Raw genomic sequence first — 23,700 nt, forward strand, 5'->3', positions numbered from 1 at the left:
GGCCTTCAGGCTACCTGCAGTGGTTATTCAGGAGAACTCATGAGTGCTACAGATGAACCCGGCGTTGCCGGCACGGTATCTCAGATACTCAGACCCATACGTGGGCAACTGATAGTCGCGGCGGTATTGGCCGCCATCGGTACCATGCTGACGCTGGTGCCCCTGGCCGGTATCGCCCATATCGCACAGCTTGCAATGGCCCAAGATGAGGTGGCGACAGCCTGGAGCCAGATGCAGGATCAAGTCTGGCGGGTTGTCATCATCAGTCTGGCCTGCCTGTTTCTCGGGATGACCTTGATTTCGCTGGGCGAAATGGCTGCGCACCTGGCCGACAACCGCATCACCGGCCATTTGCGTCGGGCGATTACCCGCCGTCTGGCCAAGGTGCCATTGGGATGGTTTACCAGTCGGGCTTCTGGCGAGGTCAAGCAAGCGATGCAAGACGACATTGGCACGTTGCACAGCCTGACCGCGCACTTCTTTACCACCTTGGGTCGTACCATCGGCGCAATTCTTGTTTCGGTTCTCTACCTATTCGTCATGGACTGGCGCATGGCGATTGTTTCGCTGTTGCCGTTCCCGCTGTTCTTCCTGTTTTTCTCCAGGGCCACCAAGGCCAGTGGGGCGAACATGCAGTCATTTGGCGCCGGCATGGCACGCATCAATAATGCAGTGGTTGAGTTCGTCAATGGCATTCCTGTGGTCAAGGCTTTCGGGGTCGAGGGCAAGGCCCATGGCAGCTACCGCAAGGCGGTTGATGGCTTCGCTGAGGCCTTTACCGACTTCACCCGGCCGCTGGTCAGCGCGATGGCCAACGCTCACGCCATGATTGCCCCGGTGGCGGTGCTCGGCGTAGTGCTGACGTTTGGAACGCTTTGGGTGAGCCTGGGCTGGATCACACCGGTAGACGTGTTGCCCTTTGCCTTGGTGGCGCCGGGAATCTGTGCGCCGCTGTTGCTGCTGAGCTACGTTACTCATGACTTGAACAATGCTACGGGCGCAGCGCAGCGCGTTCATACGCTGTTGCAAACGCCCGTGCTGGAGACCTTGGCAACTGCCGCGCCAGCGTTGCCGGAAAATGCCGAAATACGTGTCGAGCAGCTCGGCTACAGCTACGACGGCCAGACCCCAGTGCTCAAGGACGTCAACTTCACCCTCAAGCCGGGCACGGTGACCGCGATTGTCGGTGCTTCGGGCTCCGGCAAGTCGACCCTGGCCCGTCTGTTGCTGCGCTTCTTCGACCCGAGTGAAGGGCGCATCACCTTGGGCGGCGTCGACCTCAGGCACATCGAGAGCACGCAGTTGTACCGGCGCATCGGTTTTGTGTTGCAGGAGGTACGCCTTATCCATGCCAGCCTGCGCGACAACATCGCCCTGGGCCGCCCCTCGGCCAGTCAGCAGGAAATCGAAGACGCAGCCCGCACTGCCAATATCCATGAGCGCATCTGCGCCTTGCCGCGAGGTTACGACTCGGTGATCGGGGAGGATGTACAGCTTTCCGGCGGCGAGTTGCAGCGCGTGAGTATTGCCCGCGCCATATTGTTGGACCCACCACTGCTGGTGCTCGACGAAGCCACGGCGGCGGCCGATGCCGAGAACGAGGTGAAGCTTCAACAAGCACTGTCGCGCTTCGCCCGGGGCCGAACCTTGATGGTGATCGCGCACCGCCTCGATACGGTGATGCATGCTGACCACATCATCCTGATCGACAACGGCACGATCTGCGAGCAGGGACGCCACCACGAACTGCTCGCCCGCAACGGCCGCTACGCTCGAATGTGGGCGCTGGGCGGCTACGAACAGGCCAAGGAACAGGCGGTATCGTCATGCTGAAAACCTTTAATCAACTGCTGGGCGAAGATGCCCGCGTATTGCGCCGCTACCTTTGGATGACGCTCGTCTACGGCCTGCTCTGCGGGCTGACGATTGTCATTCTGGTACCGGTGCTCACTCGTCTGCTGAACGGTGATGTGCGCTCAGCAGGGCAATGGCTGACTGCGCTCGTGATCGGGGTGCTGGTTTGCTGGGCCTTGCGACGGACGGTGGAGAAGGCGGGTATCCGCGTCGGTATCGCTGTTCTGCAGCGCGGTCGTCATCGGCTCGGCGACCATGTGGCGCGTTTGCCGGTCGGTTGGTTCAGCGCACAAAATACCGCACGACTGAGCCATTTGGCCTCCCAGGGCATGATGGAATTGGCTCAGCTTCCGGCCCACGTTTTCACGCCGTTGATCACAGGGGTGGTCACACCGGTTGTAATCGTTGCCGCGTTGTTCAACTTACATTGGCAAATGGGATTGATCGCGCTACTGGCTTTACCCCTCTTGTTGGGTATCTTTGCGCTGACCGCTCATCTGGGGCAGCGCGCCGACCAACGCTTTCAGCACAGCGCCGCGCAGACCAGCCAGCGCATGGTCGAGTTTGCCCAGGCACAATCGGTGCTGCGCGCCTTTAATGGCGAGGACGGCGGCACCCAGTTTCTCGAGCAGGCCATCGGGCGCCAGCAGCAGTCTGCAAAGCGGCTGATCCACGTCTCGGCGATGTCGGTGGTGTTCAATGCCTGGGCGGTGCAGGCCGGCTTCGCCGTCTTGCTGGTGGCTGCCACGCTATGGCTGGGTGATCAGTTGAGCGCAAGCCTGGCACCGTCTTCGGTCATAGCCGTGATCGTGTCGTTGCTGTTGGTCAGCCGCTTTATCGACCCGCTTCTGGAGGTCGCAGGTTATAGCGAAGTGCTACGTGGCGCGCGCGGTCAGCTTGATGCCGTGCGCGAAATCTTCGAGGTCGACCCTTTGCCGGAGCCGCAGGCCCCGCAAGCGCCGGTCGATGGATCGGTCGTATTGGAAAACGTGAGCTTTTGCTATGCCAAGGATCAGGCCGATGTGTTGCGCGATGTCAGCCTGCGTATCGAGCCCGGCAGCATGACGGCGCTGGTCGGTGCTTCTGGCTCGGGCAAGACCACCCTGGTGCGGCTGATTGCGCGCTTTTTCGATGTGACGCAAGGCCGTGTGCTGGTGGGCGGTGTAGATGTTCGGCAGATGTCCAGTGGGCAGCTGGCCGGTCAGATCAGCCAGATCTTTCAGGATGCTTACCTGTTTCAGGGCAGCATCGCCGACAACATTCGCATCGGTAAACCCGATGCCACTGATGCCCAAGTGATGCAAGCAGCAACACAGGCTGGCGTCCTGGAGATCATCGAACGCTTGCCCCAAGGCCTGGACACGCCAGTAGGCGAGGGCGGTGCACGCCTGTCCGGGGGAGAGCGACAGCGAATCTCTATCGCCCGTGCGCTGATCAAAGAGGCGCCGATTTTGTTGGTCGATGAGGCCACCGCCGCTCTCGACGCCGAGAACCAAGCGGCGATCGCGCAAGCGTTGGCGCGTTTACGCGGCACGCGCACGCTGATTGTCATCGCGCACCAGCTGTCGACAGTGGTCATGGCCGACCAGATTCTAGTGCTCGATCACGGCCAGATCAGCGAGCAGGGCTCCCATGCGCAGTTGAATGCCAAGCCAGGGCTCTACGCGCACTTTCTCGCCCAACGCCAAGCCGCGAAAGGCTGGCGGATTGCTGGAGAATCAGACGGTGAGGGCGGTTCTTGAGCCGTGCAATCTTACTCTGCGTGTTTGCCGTGCTTTGTTGCCTTTCGTTGATGGTGGGGGTCAAAGAGGTTTCCTGGACGGCACTGTTCACGTTATCCGATGACGCTTGGCTGACACTGACTGCCAGCCGCCTTCCTCGCCTGGCCGCCCTGATTCTCACGGGGGGGGGGCTGGCCGTGTGCGGCGTGATTCTGCAGCAGATCGTGCGCAACCGCTTCGTCGAACCGGCAACTTCCGGCGGGCTGGATGCAGCAAAGCTGGGCATTCTGATTTCATTGACGGTGGCCCCCGCTGCCGGTGCGGCCGGCCGTATGCTGTTTGCCTTGGCGTTTTGCTTTGCGGCGAGCCTGCTTTATGTCGCGATCATCCGCCGCATCAAGTTCAAGAACACCGTGATGGTTCCGGTCATCGGCCTGATGTACGGCAGCGTATTGAGCGCCATCGCCGAGTTCTACGCCTATCGTCACAATATCTTGCAGAGCATGCAGGGCTGGATGCTCGGAGACTTCTCGAAGATCGTCCAGGGCAATTACGAGATCATCTACCTGATCTTGCCGATAGTCGTGCTCACTTATCTGTTCGCGCACCGCTTTACTGTACTCGGCATGGGCGAGGGCATGGCCGGCAGCTTGGGCCTGAACTACACGGCAAATGCGGCGTTGGGGTTGATGCTGGTGGCGGTCACCGTTTCCGCCACGGTCATTACCGTAGGGGCCATTCCCTTTGTCGGGCTGGTTATTCCCAACCTGGTGGCGTTGCACTACGGCGAGAACCTGGAGCGAACATTGCCCATCGTCGCGTTGTGCGGCGCGTCGCTGTTGCTGGCGTGCGACATTCTCGGCCGCTTGTTGATCTATCCCTTCGAAGTGCCCATCGGTCTCACCGCGGGAAGCGTAGGCGGTGTGTTGTTCCTGGTGTTGCTGATCAGGAAATACGCATGAGGCGTGTGGCTACCCGCTATGGTCTATGGGCACTGGTGCTGGTCCTGGCGATAGCGTTCCTGTTGTTGGGCTCAGGCTTTGACTTCGAGTACGTCATTCCCAAGCGAATGACCCGTTTGGCCGCGATGGTTATTGCCGGAGTATGCGTTGCTTATTCTTCGGTGATTTTCCAGACCCTTGCCGGCAACCGAATACTGACGCCGGCGATCATGGGGTATGAGGCAATCTACCTGTTGTTCCAGGCCTTGCTGATCCTGGTGCTGGGTACCCAGAGCCTGGTGCTGTTGGGGCGTAACGGTAACGTATTGTTGTCGATCCTGTTGATGCTCGCTTATTCAGGGCTCATTCACCGTTGGCTGTTCCATGACGGACGCAACAACGTGTACCTGCTGCTCCTGCTTGGGCTGGTACTGAGCATGGTGATGGGCACCTTTACCCAGTTTATCCAACTGAAGATCAGCCCTGGTGAGTTCTCGATCTTCCAGGGTTTCAACTACGCCTCCTTTAATAAGGCGCAACCCACGCAAGTGATCTATTCGGGGCTGCTGGTGGCGGCGGCGTGCTTTATCGCGCAAAGAAGCCTGCCGGTGCTCGATGTGTTGTCGCTGGGGCGTGACCAGGCGATTTCCCTGGGTGTCGATTTTCAACGCAGCGTGCGCCTGCAACTTGCGCTGATCGCGATTCTGGTGGCTGTCTCAACCAGTCTTGTCGGGCCGACGGCTTTCATGGGCGTGTTTGTGGCAAACATCACCTATGCGCTTGCCCGCACCGCCCGGCACCGGATTACATTGCCCATGAGTTGCGCCATTGCCATTGGCATTTTCATCGTCGCCCAGTACATGGTCGAGCAGATGTTCAACTACAACACCTCCGTCAGCATTCTCATCAACCTGGTGTGCGGCGGGTATTTCCTCGCGCTGATGATTCGAACCCGAGGCGCTTCATGATTTCCCTTCGTCACGTCTATAAGACCTACGGCACCAAGCACGTCCTGAGTGACGTCAGCGTTCAGTTCCCGCCAGGGCAGGTGACTTCGCTGATTGGGCCCAACGGGGCAGGCAAGACTACCTTGCTGATGTTGATCGCACGTCTGCTGGCGCCGACCCGCGGCGAACTGCTGATTGGCGGGCGTAGCATTGCGGATGTGCCCATCCGCGAATATGCCAGGCGTGTCGCCACCTTACGCCAGACACCCGATTTCAACCTGCGGCTGACCGTTGAAGAATTGGTGGCTTTCGGGCGTTTCCCTTATAGCCGAGGGGCGCTCACCGTCCAGGATCGCCAGGTCATTGACGAAGCCATCGAGTTTCTGTCGTTGCAACCATTACGCCTTTCTTACATCGACGAGCTGAGCGGCGGGCAGCGGCAAATGGCGTTCCTGGCAATGACCATTGCCCAGCAAACCGATTACCTGCTGTTGGACGAGCCGCTCAATAACCTGGACATGAAGCATGCCGTACAAATCATGCGTGCGCTGCGCCGCTTATGTGACGAACAAGGTCGCACCGTGATTCTGGTGGTGCATGACATCAACTTTGCGGCCAACTACTCCGATCATATCGTGGCCATGAAAAACGGCGCGGTGCACTTGCGTGGCCCGGTAGCGGAGGTTGTCACCGAGGCGCACCTGCGCGATCTCTTTGATTTGGATTTCGAGATTCTGCAGAGCGAGCAGGGGTTCGTCTGCAACTACTTCAACCCATCATTATCAAGGGAGCAGATATGAGTATTGGTAAGGCAAAAACAATCCGTGGGGCACTGCTGGCGGTCGCGGTGGCGGCCGGCCTGCAGGGCTGTGACAAACCCTCGGCACAGGCGTCCGCGCCAGTCGCTGCGCATACGCACTACGAGCCGATCAAGATCGAGCATCCACTGGGTAGCACGATGATCACCCAGCTCCCCCAACGTGTGGTGGCGTTCGATATGAGTGAACTCGATACACTCGACCAGCTGGACGCGCCGGTGGTGGGTATCGCCAAGGACTATGTCGCGAGTTTCCTTACCCAGTACCGTGACAATCCGAACATCATGGACGTGGGGTCGACCATCCAACCCAACCTTGAACGGTTGCATGCCCTCAAGCCCGACCTGATCCTGATCTCGCCGCTCCAGGCGCAAAGTTACGCAGAACTGAGCCAGATCGCACCGACGCTCTATGACGATGTGGACCTGACCAACCAACACGGCAATCTCTTCGCCACCGCCAAGGATCACCTCATGACCCTGGGGCGCATTCTAGGCAAAGACGCGTTGGCTCGTCAGAAGGTTGCGCAAATGGACGCCAAGGTTGAACAGACTCGGCGCGTCACCGATGGGCGCCCGGAGAAAGCGCTGATCGTTTTGCATAACAACGGCGCATTCACCTCCTATGGCGTGAAGTCGCGCTACGGTTTCATCTTCGACACCCTGGGCGTAAAACCCGCCAGCACCGACATCGAGGCTGGCTTACATGGCCAGCCCATCTCCAATGAATTCATCCAGCAGGCCGATCCCGACATTCTCTACGTGATCGACCGTACCGCAGTGATGGAACGGCGGCCGGCGCTGGACATGAAGAGCCTGGATAACCCGCTGCTGCGCAAAACCAAGGCCTGGACCAACGGACGTGTGATCTTTGTCGACGCCCAGACCTGGTACCTGTGTACCGTCAGTGCAACGTGTCTGGGTCGCATGGCCGACGAGGTGGTTCAAGGCTACAAGGGCTGACCCGCTGCGCTTGGGGTCGCAAGGGCGGGTGCCGTGCAGGCACTCGCCTTTATTTTCAAAAAAACACAAATGCTAATGATTGTTATTGAGGATTTTACCTTCTGGTTCGGAAAGCCTAGTGAGCACATACACATTCTCCGAATCAAAAGGAATTCAGCATGTCGGAACGCTGTCGCCAACATCGCGCTACCCCTGATTCACCGCAGGCTGCGCAACGCTTTACTTTGAGTCATATGTTCACGGCTGTGCAGATGGCGCTGGTACTGGGGCTGACGGCGGCGCCCACCGCCGCGAGCGCTGCCCCGCAAGCAGGCACAAGCAGCGCCAGCCTGGAGTTGTCGGAAACGGTGGTGGAGGGCGTCATGGACCCCGCTACAGGTCTGCCGCCGGCTTATGCTGGCGGGCAGGTTGCCTCCGGCAGCCGCGTTGGGCTGTTGGGCAACAAGGATTTCATGGAGACGCCTTTCAATACCATCAGCTATACCGATGAATACATACAGAACCGTCAGGCGCAGGATATCGGCTCGGTGATCGGTGCGACCGACCCCTCGGTGTACGTGCCCACCAAACGAAGCAACTTTGAAACCTTTTTCATCCGCGGCTTCTACAGCAACGCCGATGACATCACCTTTAACGGCCTGGTCGGCATGGCGCCGAATATGCGCGGCTCTACCGAATTGGCGGAGCGCATCGAAGTGCTCAAGGGCCCTTCGGCGCTGCTCAACGGCATGCCGCCAAGCGGCAGTGTAGGTGGCAGCATCAATCTGGTACCCAAGCGCGCCGGCGACGAACCGTTGGCACGCTTGACCACCACTTATGAGTCCCGGGGCCTAGGGGGTGTGCACGCGGACCTGGGGCAACGTTTTGGTGATCAGAAGCAGTTTGGTGTGCGCTTCAACGGCGTTTACCGTGACGGCGATACCCCCGTGGATAATCAGCAACACAAAATGGCACTGTCTTCCCTCGGGCTGGATTGGCGTGGCGAGCGGGCTCGGATATCGCTCGATTTCTACAAACAGCGTGAACGCATTGATGGTCTCAACTACTTCGGGATCAACACAATTGCCCCCAACGTCACCCACTTGCCAAGCCCCAAGAAGGGCGATTATGCGTTGGCACCCAAGTGGGCCTACACCATCAACAACACCACTACCACGATGGTGCGGGGCGAATACGACCTGACGGATTCGCTTACTGCCTACGCGGCGTGGGGGCAGCGCGATGGTGGTTACAACGCGATGATCAACTCAAGCACCCTGGTGAACAATGTGGGTGGCATCAGCTCTTCGGCCATTCGTTCGATTCGCAGTGGCACCCAGCAATCGGGTGAGGTCGGGTTGAAGGGCAAATTCCAGACGGGCCCCGTGGATCATGCCTGGACCATCGCCGCGACCCGTTTTACCTCCGACAACAGTTTCAAGGACGCGAGAGCCGCCATCCCCGGCACCACAAATTACGACAACCTCGACTTTGGCAACGCGCCGACCTTCCCGGGCTATGGTGCAACCACCTCGCAAACCAGGGCCAACCTGGGCAGCTATGCGATTGCCGATACGCTGTCCTTCGCCGAAGGCCGTGTGCAATGGACCGTAGGCGCCCGTCGTCAGCGCGTGCAAAACACCACCGACGCTTTCGGCCCCAGGGCTTCGAAAACCAGCTATGACGAAAGCCGTGTCTCGCCCGCCACCGCACTTCTGGTCAAGGTGACGGATGAGGTGTCGCTCTATGCCAACTACATCGAGGGCCTCAGCCAAGGCACGTCGGCCCCTGACTCGGCAGAGAACGCAGGTGCGGTCATGCAGCCGTACCAGACCAAGCAATACGAACTGGGGACCAAGGTAGACCTGGGCTCTTTCGCCCATACCGTCAGCCTGTTCCAGATTGAGAAGCCCAGTGCCTTTACCGATCCGCTCACCAATGTCTTCGGCGTCTACGGCGAGCAACAAAACCGTGGCGTGGAATGGTCGTTCTTTGGCGAGTTGCAACCAAGATTGCGCCTGATGGGCGGTGCGACCTATACCCAGGCAGAAATGACCAAGGTGGTCACCGGTGGTGTCAAAGACAAGCAAGTGACAGGCGTGCCCAAGGTGATTGCCAAGCTAGGCACGGAGTATGACCTCCTCGACGTCCCTGGGTTGACCCTGACCGGCAACATCAACCACACGGGCAAACAATACGCGACCAACGATCATCGGGTGTCGCTGGACTCGTACACCACCTACGATGTGGGGGCTCGCTATGCCTTCAAGGTCGAGACCAAGCCTGTGACCTTGCGCGCCACCGTGCAGAACGTCACCAATAAGGCGTACTGGCTTGGTTCGTGGAACGGCGGGGATGGCAGCGGCCTTTCTGGCGGCTTGGGCGCGCCGCGCACGGTATTGCTCTCGGGTACGGTAGATTTCTGAGGGTTTGCAAGTCCAAAAGCACTGGACCCTGGCGAGGAATGCCAAGCCAGCGTTCATACAGGCTGAGCGCTTCCTCGCTGGCAGAGTTCGGAAACACGAAAGTCTGCAAACATACGGAAACCGACGAAACGCCATAAACGAAAAAACCCGCCAAACGGCGGGTTTTCAAGGGTTCCACAAACAGTGCTGGCCGTCAGTGGAACAGGAGATGGTGCCCGAACCCGGAATCGAACCGGGACGCCCTTACGAGCGGGGGATTTTAAGTCCCATGCGTCTACCAGTTTCGCCATTCGGGCGGTAGCGCGGTGTAACAGGGTTGGGAATATATAGATCCAGCCGCTTCAGCGCAACCTCCAAGCCGGTTTTCCCGCATAAAGATGCGCAGGAAAAAGCGTGGCAGATCAGTGATCTACAGGGCCTTTGTGTCAAGTCCAGATGAACGCAAGCCACCCAGGAACAAGCCCCATAAATGACAGTCATAGCGATAGGCCATTTCGGCATTTTCGCAGGGAGTCGTTTGATGCTCAGTATCCGTAAGCAGGCTTGGATCATGGCCGCAGGTGTCGCGGGGTTGTTGGGCACTGGCGTATTCAGTCTGGCGCAGGCGGGGAGTGCGGTGCAGTGGGGGGAGTTCAGTGCGTCGTCTTCAGACAAGTTGGCGGCCGGCTCGATGGATGTGGGCGGCGCCTATGTGTTGAAGCCCTCGGGTGTTTCCGTGGGTGATGTCGAGGCGCTGCAGGCTGGGCAAAAACAGAGTCAAAGCGAATTGCAAAGCTTGAAAAGCAAAGTGGAGGGCCAGGAGCGGGCGTTTGATGAGTTCAAGCGCAAGGACGGCTCGAGTGCCAGTAGCAGTGACAGCCAGCTGTCGAGTCTCAAGCGTACGGTGGATGAGCAGAAGAGCACGATAGAGCGGCAGAAAAGCGAAATCGACGGCCTCAAGCGAAGCCTGGATGATGTGAAGCGCAGTGTGGAAAACTTGAGCAGCAAGGTGAAGTGACAGCACTGATGCTGTGGGCAATATAGCGCAACTGTGGGAGCTGGCTTGCCTGCGATAGCGATGTGTCAGTCACAGGTATTGAACCCGTTACACCGCCATCGCAGGCAAGCCAGCTCTCACATTGATCGTGTCTGTATTTAGTCAATCAGTGCCAGCAAGTCGGTAATCCCCACATCCACACCCGCCTGGCTCAGCAGTGTCGTCACTTGGCCGCGGTGGTGGGTCTGGTGGTTGAAAAAGTGCACCAGCAGGCCGAAAAAGGGTTTCTCGGCGGCCACGCCGCGCATGTTGTGATAGCGCAGGTGTTGATCAAGGTGGGACTCGTGCAGGCTGTTGGCCCAATCGATGATCAGTTGATCCAGCCAGGCGCGATGGGCCGATAATTCAGCAAGGCTGGCGAAGGCCAATTGCTTGAGGTCACCGGGCGTAGCAATGCCGTTGAGTGGCGCCAAGGCCGCAAAGTGGGCCGGGTGTTCGGCAAAGCGTTTGAGCCAGACGGTGTCGCCCAGCATCAGGTGGTTCAAAGTGCCGAGGATCGAGCCGAAAAACGCCTGGCGGTCCAGGGTCAATTGTGCGTGCGTGAGGGTGCCGGCGGTGTCGTAGACCTTGCGGTTCATCCATTGGTTGTAAGTGGCCATCAACGCAATATGCTCGATGCGATTCACCGCTGTTCTCCCTTTTCGGCGTGATGGCGTCATCATAAAGCTTGCCCGCCCGACGGTCATGGTGTTCCATCAGGGGAGGACTATGTTTGATCAACGCCACTATTGCGCCCCGGAGGGCGACACCATGAATACCAGCGATCTACTGGAACAACTGTTGCGTGCAGGGCAGCAAGGCGGCGGAGCTGCGGGCGGCGGCCTGGGCGGGTTGCTTGGAGGGTTGTTGAAGGGCGCCGGCACCGGCAATGCGTCTGCGGCGGGCGGCGGTTTGGGTGGTTTATTAGGTGGCCTGGGTGGCTTGTTGGGCGGCGCGCCGGCGGGTGGGGCCACCCAAACGCGTAGCGGCGGTGGGATGAACTACGCGGCGCTGGCGTCCCTGGGCATGGCGGCGTTCCAAGCGTACCAAGCGTGGCAACGCCAACAGGCTTCGGCCCCGCAGCAAGCTATCCAGACCGTTGACCAGCTTGAAGGGCCTGAAGCCGAAGCCCATAGCCACGGCGTACTGCGTGCGTTGATCGCGGCGGCCAAGGCCGATGGCAAAATCGATGCGCAAGAGCAGCAAATGATTTCTGCCGAGATTGGCCGTCACACCGACGACCCTCAGTTGCAGCAGTGGCTCGACGCCGAAGTCGCCAAGCCCCTGGATGCCGCCGATTTTGCCGAGTATGCCAATGACCGGGCACTTGCTGCGGAGATTTACCTGGCGAGCGTGATGCTGGTCGATGATCAGCAGGACGCCGAGCGCAATTACCTTGACGACCTGGCTGGTCAGTTGCACATCGATCCGCAATTGCAGGTGCATCTGGAGCAGCAGGCCAACGCCTAGAACCTCAGCGTCGCCCCAGTGGTCAGCCACTGGGCGCGATCGCCAATCAGGCTGCGCCCGACCAGCAGGTCCACGTCGACAAATTCGCCAATGTGCAAGCGCGGCCCAGCCTGCCAGGCCTGTTCGCCGCCTTCCTGGCCATAGCGCTCGCCAATCAGCGTGAGCTTCTCTGCCAACTGATATTCGAACCCCGTGCCCCAAGTCAGGCGATGCTGTTGATCACCGTCGTTGTAGGCGTGGCCCCAACCGGCGTTCAGGTTCAGCCGCAAGGGCGCCAGGGGTTGCCATGTCAATGGGACGTTCAGGTCTGCGCCATCAAACCCGTGATGGCGATCCAGCGCGGCATGCGCCCCGACCGCAATCGCCAGTTCCAAGCCCAACTCTTGTCGTGACAGCACCTGCACCTTGGCTTGCGGGTTGATCTGCGTCTCGCCTTTGCCTGCATCCACGGCCCGTGACAACGCGGCGCCCCATTGCACGGCAGGCATAGCGCTGAACGTGCACGCGGGCGACAAGCTGCTGTTGTGGGTGCTGCCCGCGTGCCGATGGGCGCTGTACCAGGCGTCGACGTTGCATTCCCCCGGCGCGTTGATCGCACCGCCATCAACCACATAAGCGCCGCCTGCGGCTTGGGCTTTTGAAATCAACGCGACGACAAAGACCAGGCCCAGGGTCATGCCGATAAAGATCAAGTTGCGCTGCAATGCACGGCGCTTTGCTGGCGGCAGTAACAGCAGGGTGTGACGAGAGTGGCGTGCGCGATATTTGGTAAACCCGTCGCGGCGTGCCGGCGTGTATTTTTTGTGCATGATGCACCTCGCTTGAATTCAGCTTTCTACGGTCAGCACCGAAATGCCGCTGGCTTTGGCCTGGCAAACCAGCTCCGAGGTATCGTCACCACCCGGCAGGGCAATGATCAGGTCGGGGCGGCTGTCGGCCAGCATGAAGTGGTTGCGCTGGCGTTCCGCCTGTTTGCCATGGCGCTGCCAATTGGGTGGATAACGCACCACGTCGATACCGATTTCCCGCGCCCATTCCTCGATCTCACTGCCCAGGAACTGGTTGCCGCCGTGAATCAGTACCTGCACCCGGCGCAGGCGGTGGTAAGCGTCCAGCACATGGCGGGACTTTTTGGTGTCGGCGTAATGACGACCTGCACAGATCAACACGCGCATGAGCAAATCCTTGTATTGCACGCAGGCGACCAGGCAGCCGCCTGCGTTTGAACGGCGGGGAGGGTCAGTACCACTGTTTGAAGCGGCGGATGTAGATCGTCTTCATCAGTTGGGCGACGCAGCAGTAAGCCAGCAAGGTGCCCACCAGCCATGGGAAGTACGCCAGCGGCAGCGGTTGCAGGCCCACCAGGGTGCCCAGTGGTGAGAACGGTACGTAGATGCCCAGGGCGATCACGATGCAGGTCATCATCAACACCGGCCAGGCGGCCGTGCTCTGGAAGAACGGGATCTTGCGGGTACGCAGCATATGCACCACCAGGGTTTGCGAAAGCAGCCCCTCGATAAACCAGCCGGACTGGAACAGGGTCTGCATTTCCACACTGTTGGCCGAGAACACGTACCACATCAGCGCAAAGGTGGTGATGTCAAAGATCGACGAGGTAGGGCCAATCCAGATCATGAAGCGGCCGATGTTTTTCGCATCCCACTTGCGTGGCTTGGCCAGGTATTCCTTGTCCATCTTGTCCCACGGCAGGGCCAGTTGGGAGATGTCATACATCAGGTTCTGCAGCAGCAGATGGATCGCCAGCATGGGCATGAACGGGATGAACGCACTGGCCACCAGCACCGAGAACACGTTGCCGAAGTTGGAGCTGGCGGTCATGTTCAGGTACTTCATGATATTGCCGAAGGTTTCGCGGCCCTTGAGCACGCCTTCTTCCAGCACCATCAGGCTCTTTTCCAGCAGGATGATGTCGGCCGATTCCTTGGCGATGTCGGTGCCGCTGTCCACCGAAATACCCACATCGGCATCCCGCAGCGCCGGTGCATCGTTGATGCCGTCGCCGAGGAAGCCGACGGTGTGCCCGTTGGTTTGCAGCGCCTTGAGCACGCGGGATTTTTGCAGCGGCGTGAGCTTGGCGAACACCGTGCGTTCTTCCACGCGACGCAGCAAGGTGGCGTCGTCCATGGCTTCGATTTCCACGCCCAGCAGCGGCTGGCCGGGTTCCAGGCCAACTTGGCGGCAGATCTTGCTGGTGACCACGGCGTTGTCACCGGTCAACACCTTGATCGCCACGCCAATCTGTTGCAGCGCCGCAATCGCCGGGCCTGCGGTTTCTTTCGGTGGGTCGAGGAAGGTCAAGAAGCCCTGGATCACCAGGTTGCGCTCGTCGCTGGTGGTGTACTGCTGGCGGGCCAGCGCTTTAGGGATATTGCGGGTCGCTACCACCAGCACGCGGAAACCGTCTTCGTTGTAGTCATTGGCGAGTGCCAGCAGTGCCTCACGACGGCGGTCATCCAGGGGCACGGCTTCGCCGGCCTCCATGACATGGGTAGAAATGCTCAGCATCTCTTCCACCGCGCCCTTGCACACCAGCAACTGGTCACCGGCGGCATCCTTGACCACGATCGACAGGCGACGACGGACAAAGTCGAACGGCAATTCATCGACCTTGCTGTAGGCAAACGGCACCTGGAAATTGGGGTTTTGTTCCGAGAACTGCACCACTGCCTGGTCCATCAGGTTTTTCATGCCGCTCTGGTGAAAGCTGTTGAGCCAGGCCAGGGACAGCACGGCGTCATCGCGCTGGCCGAAGGCATTGACGTGATGTTCGAGGATGATCTTGTCCTGGGTGAGGGTGCCGGTCTTGTCGGTGCACAGCACGTCCATCGAACCGAAGTTCTGGATCGCATTGAGGCGCTCGACCACTACTTTGCGCTTGGCCATGGCCGTGGCGCCCTTGGCCAGGTTGGCGCTGACGATCATCGGCAGCATTTCCGGGGTAAGGCCGACGGCGACCGCCAGGGCAAACAGGAAGGCATCACCCCAATCGCCCTTGGAGAAGCCATTGAGGAAGAACACGATGGGCACCATCACCAGCATGAAGCGGATCAGCAGCCAACTGACACTGTTCACGCCCCGGTCGAAGGCGGTTTGCACCCGCGAGCCGACAATCGCCTTGGCCAGGGAGCCAAAGTAGGTGCGCGGCCCCGTTGCCACCACCACTGCTTTAGCGCGGCCGCTGACCACGTTGGTGCCCATGAAGCAGATGTTCGGCAAGTCCAGCAAGTTGCCCTGGTCGGCGGCCAGGGTAGAGGCGGATTTTTGCGTGACATCGCCCAGGGTGTCGTACTTCTCCACCGGCAGGGCTTCGCCGGTCAGCACGGCCTGGCTGATAAACAGGTCGCGGGACTCGATCAGGCGGATATCGGCGGGGATCATGTCGCCGGCGGACAATTGCACGATATCGCCGGCCACCAGGTCACGCATCGGCACTTCGCGCAAGGTGGGCTGAGCACCAACCTGCTCGCGGCGCAGTACGGTGGCGGTGGTGCGTACCATGGCCTTGAGGGCCTCGGCGGATTTGGCCGAACGGTGTTCCTGCCAGAAACGCAGCAGGCTGCTGAGCAACACCATGGTCATGATGATGACGACCTTGGTCGGGTCGGCTTCTTCGCCTTCCTGCATCGGCAGCCAGCAGTCAGTCACAAAGCTGATGCCACCCAGGGTCAGCAGCACGTAGATGAACGGGTTGTTCAGAGCCTGCAGGAACTGGACGATAGCGTGTGGCGGCTTGTCGTGGGCGACTTCGTTATAACCTTCTCGTTGCAGACGCGCCGAAGCGTCCAGTTCGGTCAGGCCGTCCTGGGTGGCCCGTACATTGGCGAGGGTGGCCGCCAGGCCATTGTGGGCTTCACGGGCGGCACGCATCGACAGCTTGGTGTCGGCAGCGGTGCCATTTTTTTTGTGCAGAGGCGTGTTTTTTACGGCGCTCATTGTCTGTACTCCTGTCGCCAATTCTCGACAAAACATACCCGGTACTTACCTGAATACAGGCGAGCGAAAGCATGCCGAGCCGCAAACTTTGCGATCGGTTTAAATAAGGTGTTCACATAACTTCTGAAGGGCCCGCTAACAGCGCGTTAGTTAACGAGCGTGCAGCGGGCTACTACTGGATTTGTTCATAAAGAACTCCAGGGTCATCAATAAGAAAGTTGCTGTTTCCAGCTAGCTCAGGCGGCGCGAGTGCTCAGGTAAAGACCGAGCATCAGGCGCGCTTGCGCCAGGCGGGAAACCTTGGGTCTCTGCGGGTCTTGAGGGTCAGCATGATCCCAATGCTGCACCAGGTGGCCGCTTTCAGGGCAGATGCGCCAGTGCGCCAGCGGCGGTGCCGGGCGCACTTGAGGGGAGGGTGTGACAAAGGTCGAGCGGGTTGGCGAAAAGCCCGCCGGCACTCGGCACAGCTTGGCGCGCAGGGCGGCGACCAGTGTGCGTGTATCAGGCAAAACAAGGAGTTGGAAGGTCATAACACACCTCGGGACCGGACGGGCGACCGGTGAGGCAGTTACGATGGAGCATCAAGCTCTAGCGCAGCTTACCGGACCTGGAACGCGAGTCCTGTCATATTCTGGGTTTGGCGCCCGATGCCCGCAGAGGCGGCGCTCGGACAGCGACTAGATACTGTGTCCATTGGCTTCTTTTGTGAGGTTTAAAAAAGGCCCCAGTTGCGGGCACGGGCAATCTACTCAGGGCGTCACAGAATGTCAACGCATGATTAATTAAATTAGCCCGTGTTCAGAGTTTGTTCAGACAAGAGGCATGCAAGTTATTGGCTGGATAACTTTATATACCGTGCGCGGCGAGTATCGCCAGATAAATCAATACTAAACCGCACGCCGCATAACTCACGCGTTGCCAGCTAGGTGATGCGTTCTTGCGTAGCAGGTTCACCAAGGCGGCGGTAAGAAAACACGAGAGTACCGACGCCAGCATGAAGCCGGCAAAAAACATCAGGGTCTGCCCGTGACTGGGGGTGGTGCCGACAATCCCCGACAGTGCGCTGCCCAAGGCGCCCCAGTAGACGATGTTTTTCGGATTAGCCAAGGAAATCGCCGCGCCCACCGCCAACGCATTTTTGCCTGAGCTGGCAGGGGCGTTGTCGGTTGCGGGTAACTGCCAGGCATCAATCAGGCTGCGGATGCCCAGCCAGGCCAGGTAGAGCGCACAGACGATTGTAAGTGGAACCCGCACTGCATCATGCTGAATCAGCAGTGCGATACCGGTGAGGCCAATCACGGCCCAGACGGCGTCGCCCACCAGTGAGCCGAACTGCACCAGCAACGCCGGCGTGAAGCCATGGAGCAAGCCGCGGCGCAGAGTCTCTGCCAGCACGGCGCCGGGAGAAAGGCAAAATACAAAACCGAATACCAGCGCATAGACAAAGATCGACAGCATGCTCAGTTCCTTTCGAGAAAGTGCCAGAGCATACGTCAGTCCGAGAGAGGGATACCACGTCCTCTGTAGGAACGTTCGCGATGGCGGTATGTCAGCCACTCAATCTTCAACTGAACCACCGCCATCGCAGGCAAGCCAGCTCCCACACTGGTCATGCATTGCCCACAGAATCAGTGCCCGGCGCAGATCCCCTGTGGGAGCGGGCTTGCCCGCGATGGCGGTGTGTCAGCCACTGAATCTTTTACTGAACCAACGCTTTCGCAGGCAAGCCAGCTCCCACATTGGTTATGTACTGCCCACAGAATCAACGCCCGGCGCAGATCCCCTGTGGGAGCGGGCTTGCCCGCGATGGCGGTGTGTCAGCCACTGAATCGTTTACTGAACCAGCGCTTTCGCAGGCAAGCCAGCTCCCACATTGGTTATGTACTGCCCACAGAATCAACGCCCGGCGCAGATCCCCTGTGGGAGCGGGCTTGCCCGCGATGGCGGTGTGTCAGCCACTGAATCTTTTACTGAACCAGCGCTTTCGCAGGCAAGCCAGCTCCCACATTGGTTATGTACTGCCCACAGAATCAGCGCCCGGCGCAGATCCCCTGGGGGAGCGGGCTTGCCCGCGAAGGCGGTGTGTCAGCCACTGAATCTTTTACTGAACCAACGCTTTCGCGGGCAAGCCAGCTCCCACATTGGTTATGTACTGCCCACAGAATCAACGCCCGGCGCAGATCCCCTGTGGGAGCGGGCTTGCCCGCGATGGCGGTGTGTCAGCCACTGAATCTTTTACTGAACCAACGCTTTCGCAGGCAAGCCAGCTCCCACATTGGTTATGTACTGCCCACAGAATCAACGCCCGGCGCAGATCCCCTGTGGGAGCGGGCTTGCCCGCGATGGCGGTGTGTCAGCCACTGAATCTTTTACTGAACCAACGCTTTCGCAGGCAAGCCAGCTCCCACATTGGTTATGTACTGCCCACAGAATCAACGCCCGGCGCAGATCTCCTGTGGGAGCGGGCTTGCTCGCGAAGGCGGTGTGTCAGCCACTGAATCTTTTACTGAACCAACGCTTTCGCAGGCAAGCCAGCTCCCACACTGGTCATGCATTGCCCACAGAGTCAGCGCCTGTCACAGGACCCTGTAGGAGTGAGCAAGCTCGCTCCTAAAAAGGCTGCGGTGTTGAGGCAATGCGGTCGACTGCAGCCTTCAATTCATCTGGCGATAAACTCGCAAAGGGCAGCGCAAAAAACGCTTCGCAGCGTGCGGTGATAATGTCGAGGGTGGCCTTGAATGCAGCGTCTACTTGCGCCTCATCACCCTGCATCTCGGAGGGGTCCTCCAAGCCCCAATGCGTCTTCACCGCCGGGCCAAAATACACCGGGCACGCTTCACCGGCTGCTTTATCGCACACGGTGATGACCACATCCGGCGGGCAGCCTTGAAAGGCGTCATTGCCCTTGCTGTACAAACCTTCGATGCTGATGCCCGCCGCCTGCAGCGTGCTCAGGCTACGGGGCAACACCTGGCCCTTGGGAAAACTGCCCGAGCTGACCGCCTCGAAACCCTCTGGCGCCAGGTGATTGAACATCGCTTCGGACAAGATGCTGCGGCAACTGTTGGCGGTACACATGAACAGGACTTTCATGGCGCGTTCCTTTAGAAACTCAAGCGCAAGGCGAGGGCGGCCAGGGTGATCAGCAGCACGGGCAAGGTCAGCACGATCCCGACCTTGAAGTAGTAACCCCAGGTGATAGTGATGCCTTTGCGCGCCAGGATATGCAGCCACAGCAAAGTGGCCAAACTGCCTATGGGGGTGATTTTCGGGCCCAGGTCGCTGCCAATCACGTTGGCGTAGATCATCGCGTCCTTGACCACGCCCACAGCATGGCTGGACTCGATGGACAATGCGCCAATCAGTACCGTCGGCAGGTTATTCATCGCCGATGAGAGCAGCGCCGTCAGCAACCCGGTGCCCATGGCCGCGCCCCACACACCATAGGTGGCGAAGGTGTCGAGCCAGGTGGCCAGGTAGTCGGTCAGGCCGGCGTTACGTAGGCCATACACCACCAGGTACATGCCCAGGGAAAAAATCACGATCTGCCAAGGCGCTTCCTTGAGGACTTTGCGCGTGGAAATCTTATGGCCCTTGGCGGCAATCACCAGCAGCAGCACGGCGCAGACGGCGGAAATCGCACTGATGGGAATACCCAAAGGTTCCAAGGCGAAACAGCCGATGAGCAGAATACCCAGTACCCACCAACCGGCGCGGAACGTCGCAGGGTCATGGATGGCACTGCTGGGGTCTTCCAGGTCAGCCGGGTCGTAGGTTTGAGGAATGTCCCGGCGAAAAAACCACAGCAGCACTGCCAGGGTCGCGGCCACGCTGACCAGGTTCACCGGCACCATCACGGCAGCATATTCGTTGAAGCCGATCTTGAAATAGTCCGCCGAAACGATATTCACCAGGTTCGACACCACCAAGGGCAGGCTCGCCGTATCGGCGATAAACCCGGCGCCCATGACGAAGGCCAGGGTCGCCGCCGGGGAAAAGCGCAAGGCCAACAGCATCGACATCACGATAGGCGTCAGGATCAACGCCGCACCGTCGTTGGCAAACAGCGCCGATACCAGCGCACCCAGCAACACCATATAGGCAAACAACCGCCGGCCGCGGCCACGGCCCCAGCGCGCCACATGCAGGGCCGTCCAGGCGAAAAAGCCGGCCTCGTCCAGCAACAGGCTGATGATGATCAGCGCGACAAAGGTACCGGTGGCGTTCCAGATGATGTGCCACACCACTGGGATGTCCGCCAGGCTGATCACCCCACAGGCCAGCGCCAGGATCGCCCCCAGTGTGGCACTCCAGCCGACGCCCAGACCCTTGGGTTGCCAGATGACCAGCACGATGGTGACGAGGAAAATCGCAATTGCGACAAGCATGAATAAAAGCTCCGATGGCTCAGCAGCAGGTGCTGGCCCGTTGTGGTCTGTCGCCCATTGCATTCAGACGCAGTGCGTCATCCTGCAACCATGGCTGGTTGGCTTGCAGAGTGGTGTCCAGCACCTGAGTAACCCAGGCGGGCAGTGCCGGATTGATGCGGTAGTAGATCCATTGCCCTTGACGTCGGTCCACCAGCAGCCCGCAACTACGCAATTGCGCGAGATGACGGGAGATTTTTGGCTGGCTGTCGTCCAAGGCATGGATCAACTCACACACACAAAGTTCGCCTTCGCGCAGGATCAGTAAGGTCACCCGTGCACGGGTGGCATCGGCCAGGCACTTGAACAGGGCGGTCGGGATGAGGAGGTCTGACATGATCAAGGACTTTTCAAGTGAATATATTCGAATATACGTATTTCCATATATATAGGTCAAATCTTGTTTCAATTGATATGGATCAAAGGCCTTTGAAACCGCCACAACTGTTTGAAATTAAAATGAAACACAAATGTCCTAACGTGCCTGCCCATTGCTGATGAAGGAAGACCCCGCGTGACCCGAGCCACCCGCAACCTGCGCAAGACCCTGGATTCCGTCGCGGAAAATAACGAAACCGCGGCCTTTGACCTGATGCGCGCCGTGGAAAAACTCGGCGATGAAGTGCTTCGCCAGCGCCTGCTCAATACCATCCACCGGCTGAACCAGGATGCGTATGAATTGCGCGAAGCCCGGGATTCGGTGGAGCAGGTATCAGTCAAGCTCGCCTGAGCAAGATCGTTCAAGACAAGCCTTCGTTCGTGCTGGCATGCTTGTCGACTGTCTGTCGATGAGCCGTTTTCCATGCCCACTGCATTGCCTCATTACGCCTTCACCCGCGGCGCCATCGCCGTCATTCCCTTATCCCTGGCGTGTGCGCCCTGGGGGTTGCTGGCCGGCTCCATGGCCATCGACGCGCAATTTACCCCGCTGCAAGCCCAAGGCTTGTCTGCCATTGTGTTTGCCGGTGCCGCACAACTGGTGGCCATCGGCATGGTCAAGAGCGGTGCCAGCCTGATTTCCATCGTGCTGACCACCTTGCTGCTGACCTCCCAGCACCTGCTCTATGGCATGCATATGCGTCCCACACTGTCTTCGCTCAACACCCGCTGGCGCATGAGCCTGGGGTTTTTGTTGACCGATGAATTCTTTGCCCTGGTCAACCACTATGACCGCCAGACCTTCAATCGCTGGTACGCCCTGGGCGTCGGCCTGACGTTTTACCTGATCTGGAACCTCTTCACCCTTGCCGGCATTGTGCTGGGCAAGAGCATTCCCGGCCTTGATCAATTGGGGCTGGAGTTTTCGATTGCCGCCACCTTTATCGCCTTGATCACCCCCGTGGTGCGCGACGTGCCCACGGTGGTATGCGTTGCCGTGGCACTGCTGAGCTCGGTCTGGTTGAGTTATCTGCATTGGGAGTCGGCGGTGGTGGTCTCGGGTGTGTTGGGGATGAGCGCGGGGTTTGCTTGTAAACGGCTGGGAGTGGGGCAACGATGATTTACCTGATGATTGTGGCCATGGGCCTGGTGGTGTTCTTCAACCGTTACCTGTTTATCGAGCCACGCTTGCCGGTACGGCTCAATCGCGGCGCGCGTGAATTTTTGGGCTTCGCCGTGCCGGGCATGCTCACGGCGATCTGCGGGCCGATTATTTTTCTGGCTGACCATCGGCTTAACCTGAGCCCGAGCAACCCTTACCTGCTGGCCGGCATCTGCGCCGTGGCGTTGATGTATTGGACGCGCAGCGTATTGACCACCGTGCTATTGAGCATGGCGCTGTTCTATCTGTTCCGTTGGTGGTTTTGATACCCAGGCAAAAAAAAGCCCGCGGGGTGGCGGGCAGAAGGGAGACTTCCAAAAAATGAGCCTGGCCACTATAGGCGGCGTGTTTGCCTTTCACAGTGAAACAAAGTTCATGGGCGCGTCAGTTGGCTTTCGCACAGTGGTAGAGTCACGGTTTTTCCAAGGAAGCAATGGCATGCACAAAGTGGTAATAGGCGCATTGATACTGGCGGCACTGGCCGGTTGTGCAGGTTCCAAGATGAAAGAGGCGCGCGCAGGCAGCCCCTACAAGACCCTGGCATCGGACAAGGCCACTCTGGTGGTTGCCCAATGCATCCAGTTCGGTTGGCAGGATGAAAGCGTGTTCGGCATCGATGCCGGCGGCTTCAAGGAAGCGACCGAGGCGGGTGGTTTTACGGTGTACACCACCGGTGGCGATTACTTTGTCGATGTACTCAGCACCGGCGCGGGTTCTACGGTCAACTACTACGCCGCTCAGGACACGATGCCAGCCAAACGTCGCCTGGCAGCACTGGCCACTTGTCTGTAAGTCGGTTGCCTTAGTCATATTCCGAAACGCCTGGCGGGACAGCCGCCGGGCATTGGCTTATGATTCACTCGCTCGTTCGACGTGATGGCTCTTTACCGGTACACGGATGTCGAGGCTTAAACGTCGAACGAGCTCCTCCACCCCACCTCAACGGGGCATGAAACCCAAGTGCCAGCGTCGCGGAATCAACAGTGTCGCCACCCCCAAGGCCCCAGCCAACGCACCACTGACCCACAATGCGCGCAGTCCCATCTGCTGTTCCAGCAGTGCACCGATCACAGCGCCAATGAACATCCCGCCCCACGGAATCAATTGCACGCGCCAGCCATTGCGGCGCTCGCCCAATAACCAACGGCCCAGCCCGCGACCAAAGCGTGACAGCGCTCCGGTGACGTAGGTCAGCCCCACCGGTAACCCGTTCACCTCCTCGACGGCCGCGTTGAGCATGCCCATGGCAATGATCGCTGCGAGCAACGCGGGCAAGGTGTCGGTCGATGGCCACAACGCCGCAGCACAGAGCAAGGCGCCGATGCAGAGCAATAAGGGCAACGCATGGCGCTTGCTGAAACGGCTGACCAGCACGCCCAAGGCATTACCGACCACGAAGGTGGCGACCAGGAGCACCAGCCGCCCGGTGAGCCCCAGGTCGCCCGCACTGATGGCCACCGCCAGGCGCGTGGTGTTACCGCTCATGAACGAGACGAAATCGCCGCTGGCCATAAAACCGATGGCATCGGTCATACCCGCCACCATCGACAGACAAGCCACCAGCATCAAGCCCACCCGCCCGCGCCAGCGCTGTCGATGGGCGAGCGTGGCATTGGTGTAAGGCTTGCGAGACGAAGGCAGCATGG

At 59.4% G+C, this 23,700-nt stretch carries 23 protein-coding genes and 1 tRNA gene; 13 read left to right on the plus strand and 11 right to left on the minus strand.

From position 1 onward, the window contains the following. Positions 1-39 precede the first annotated feature (39 nt). The 7 genes from MHH62_RS02760 (at position 40) to MHH62_RS02790 (ending at position 9,648) form a co-directional block, all read left to right on the plus strand. Positions 40-1,833, plus strand: a complete 1,794-nt coding sequence (locus tag MHH62_RS02760) for an ABC transporter ATP-binding protein (RefSeq protein ID WP_339232399.1) — start codon at positions 40-42, stop codon at positions 1,831-1,833. Then, positions 1,827-3,596 carry an ABC transporter ATP-binding protein gene (locus MHH62_RS02765; protein ID WP_103451485.1) on the plus strand — a complete coding sequence of 590 codons (1,770 nt, stop codon included), beginning with the start codon at positions 1,827-1,829 and terminating at the stop codon, positions 3,594-3,596. Before MHH62_RS02760 ends, MHH62_RS02765 begins: the two co-directional genes overlap by 7 nt. Further along, positions 3,593-4,537, plus strand: coding sequence for an iron chelate uptake ABC transporter family permease subunit (locus tag MHH62_RS02770; RefSeq protein ID WP_339232400.1), 945 nt, complete (start codon positions 3,593-3,595; stop codon positions 4,535-4,537). Before MHH62_RS02765 ends, MHH62_RS02770 begins: the two co-directional genes overlap by 4 nt. Then, the gene (locus MHH62_RS02775) at positions 4,534-5,484 is read left to right on the plus strand and encodes an iron chelate uptake ABC transporter family permease subunit (RefSeq protein WP_168223847.1); all 951 of its coding nucleotides are present in this window, start codon (positions 4,534-4,536) and stop codon (positions 5,482-5,484) included. Before MHH62_RS02770 ends, MHH62_RS02775 begins: the two co-directional genes overlap by 4 nt. Beyond that, the gene (locus MHH62_RS02780; RefSeq protein WP_019817091.1) at positions 5,481-6,263 is read left to right on the plus strand and encodes an ATP-binding cassette domain-containing protein; all 783 of its coding nucleotides are present in this window, start codon (positions 5,481-5,483) and stop codon (positions 6,261-6,263) included. The genes MHH62_RS02775 and MHH62_RS02780 overlap by 4 nt, the downstream gene beginning before the upstream one ends. Further along, positions 6,260-7,243, plus strand: a complete 984-nt coding sequence (locus MHH62_RS02785; RefSeq protein ID WP_339232401.1) for a siderophore ABC transporter substrate-binding protein — start codon at positions 6,260-6,262, stop codon at positions 7,241-7,243. The genes MHH62_RS02780 and MHH62_RS02785 overlap by 4 nt, the downstream gene beginning before the upstream one ends. Positions 7,244-7,401: 158 nt before the next feature. Then, positions 7,402-9,648 (plus strand): TonB-dependent receptor, encoded by a 2,247-nt coding sequence (locus tag MHH62_RS02790; RefSeq protein WP_339232402.1) that lies wholly within the window; start codon positions 7,402-7,404, stop codon positions 9,646-9,648. 209 nt (positions 9,649-9,857) lie between these two features. Here MHH62_RS02790 and MHH62_RS02795 read toward each other — a convergent pair. Continuing rightward, a tRNA-Leu gene (locus MHH62_RS02795) sits at positions 9,858-9,944 on the minus strand. A 224-nt stretch (positions 9,945-10,168) separates the two neighbouring features. Between MHH62_RS02795 and MHH62_RS02800 the strand changes: the two genes are divergently transcribed. Beyond that, positions 10,169-10,645 (plus strand): hypothetical protein, encoded by a 477-nt coding sequence (locus MHH62_RS02800; protein WP_339232403.1) that lies wholly within the window; start codon positions 10,169-10,171, stop codon positions 10,643-10,645. A 137-nt stretch (positions 10,646-10,782) separates the two neighbouring features. Here the strand turns inward: MHH62_RS02800 and MHH62_RS02805 are convergent, their stop codons facing one another. Then, positions 10,783-11,310 carry a DinB family protein gene (locus MHH62_RS02805; RefSeq protein WP_014718538.1) on the minus strand — a complete coding sequence of 176 codons (528 nt, stop codon included), beginning with the start codon at positions 11,308-11,310 and terminating at the stop codon, positions 10,783-10,785. Between the two features lie 124 nt (positions 11,311-11,434). Between MHH62_RS02805 and MHH62_RS02810 the strand changes: the two genes are divergently transcribed. Next, positions 11,435-12,133, plus strand: a complete 699-nt coding sequence (locus MHH62_RS02810) for a tellurite resistance TerB family protein (RefSeq protein WP_032903063.1) — start codon at positions 11,435-11,437, stop codon at positions 12,131-12,133. Here MHH62_RS02810 and MHH62_RS02815 read toward each other — a convergent pair. The 8 genes from MHH62_RS02815 to MHH62_RS02850 all read right to left on the minus strand — a co-directional run bounded on the left by MHH62_RS02815 (position 12,130) and on the right by MHH62_RS02850 (position 20,851). Then, positions 12,130-12,942: a hypothetical protein gene (locus MHH62_RS02815; protein ID WP_339232405.1), complete on the minus strand. Its 813-nt coding sequence runs from the start codon at positions 12,940-12,942 to the stop codon at positions 12,130-12,132. The two genes, MHH62_RS02810 and MHH62_RS02815, sit on opposite strands and share 4 nt — an antisense overlap. Positions 12,943-12,960: 18 nt before the next feature. Next, positions 12,961-13,308, minus strand: a complete 348-nt coding sequence (locus MHH62_RS02820; RefSeq protein ID WP_339232406.1) for an SLOG family protein — start codon at positions 13,306-13,308, stop codon at positions 12,961-12,963. A 64-nt stretch (positions 13,309-13,372) separates the two neighbouring features. Next, positions 13,373-16,087: a magnesium-translocating P-type ATPase gene (gene mgtA / locus MHH62_RS02825; protein WP_339232407.1), complete on the minus strand. Its 2,715-nt coding sequence runs from the start codon at positions 16,085-16,087 to the stop codon at positions 13,373-13,375. Between the two features lie 236 nt (positions 16,088-16,323). Continuing rightward, positions 16,324-16,617, minus strand: coding sequence for a hypothetical protein (locus MHH62_RS02830; protein WP_038450218.1), 294 nt, complete (start codon positions 16,615-16,617; stop codon positions 16,324-16,326). 316 nt (positions 16,618-16,933) lie between these two features. After that, complete coding sequence (locus tag MHH62_RS02835; protein ID WP_014718532.1) at positions 16,934-17,545, minus strand: LysE family transporter; 612 nt, start codon at positions 17,543-17,545, stop codon at positions 16,934-16,936. A gap of 1,152 nt (positions 17,546-18,697) precedes the next feature. After that, positions 18,698-19,180, minus strand: a complete 483-nt coding sequence (locus MHH62_RS02840) for an arsenate reductase ArsC (RefSeq protein ID WP_168223843.1) — start codon at positions 19,178-19,180, stop codon at positions 18,698-18,700. A gap of 11 nt (positions 19,181-19,191) precedes the next feature. Continuing rightward, positions 19,192-20,475 carry an arsenic transporter gene (locus tag MHH62_RS02845; RefSeq protein WP_014718530.1) on the minus strand — a complete coding sequence of 428 codons (1,284 nt, stop codon included), beginning with the start codon at positions 20,473-20,475 and terminating at the stop codon, positions 19,192-19,194. Between the two features lie 19 nt (positions 20,476-20,494). After that, positions 20,495-20,851, minus strand: coding sequence for a metalloregulator ArsR/SmtB family transcription factor (locus MHH62_RS02850; RefSeq protein ID WP_014718529.1), 357 nt, complete (start codon positions 20,849-20,851; stop codon positions 20,495-20,497). 177 nt (positions 20,852-21,028) lie between these two features. On the opposite strand from MHH62_RS02850, the gene MHH62_RS02855 reads away from it, so the two are divergent. From MHH62_RS02855 to MHH62_RS02870, 4 genes are all read left to right on the plus strand, one after another. Beyond that, positions 21,029-21,244: a hypothetical protein gene (locus tag MHH62_RS02855; RefSeq protein ID WP_003191339.1), complete on the plus strand. Its 216-nt coding sequence runs from the start codon at positions 21,029-21,031 to the stop codon at positions 21,242-21,244. Positions 21,245-21,316: 72 nt separating this feature from the next. After that, positions 21,317-22,012, plus strand: a complete 696-nt coding sequence (locus MHH62_RS02860) for an AzlC family ABC transporter permease (RefSeq protein ID WP_014718528.1) — start codon at positions 21,317-21,319, stop codon at positions 22,010-22,012. Then, the gene (locus MHH62_RS02865; protein WP_014718527.1) at positions 22,009-22,320 is read left to right on the plus strand and encodes an AzlD domain-containing protein; all 312 of its coding nucleotides are present in this window, start codon (positions 22,009-22,011) and stop codon (positions 22,318-22,320) included. The genes MHH62_RS02860 and MHH62_RS02865 overlap by 4 nt, the downstream gene beginning before the upstream one ends. 172 nt (positions 22,321-22,492) lie before the next feature. Then, complete coding sequence (locus tag MHH62_RS02870; protein WP_032903026.1) at positions 22,493-22,846, plus strand: hypothetical protein; 354 nt, start codon at positions 22,493-22,495, stop codon at positions 22,844-22,846. Between the two features lie 147 nt (positions 22,847-22,993). Here MHH62_RS02870 and MHH62_RS02875 read toward each other — a convergent pair whose 3' ends face one another. After that, positions 22,994-23,698 (minus strand): YoaK family protein, encoded by a 705-nt coding sequence (locus MHH62_RS02875; RefSeq protein ID WP_339232411.1) that lies wholly within the window; start codon positions 23,696-23,698, stop codon positions 22,994-22,996. Positions 23,699-23,700: the final 2 nt, after the last annotated feature.

This window comes from Pseudomonas sp. FSL L8-0168 (assembly GCF_037976155.1).
Lineage (GTDB): Bacteria > Pseudomonadota > Gammaproteobacteria > Pseudomonadales > Pseudomonadaceae > Aquipseudomonas > Aquipseudomonas paracarnis.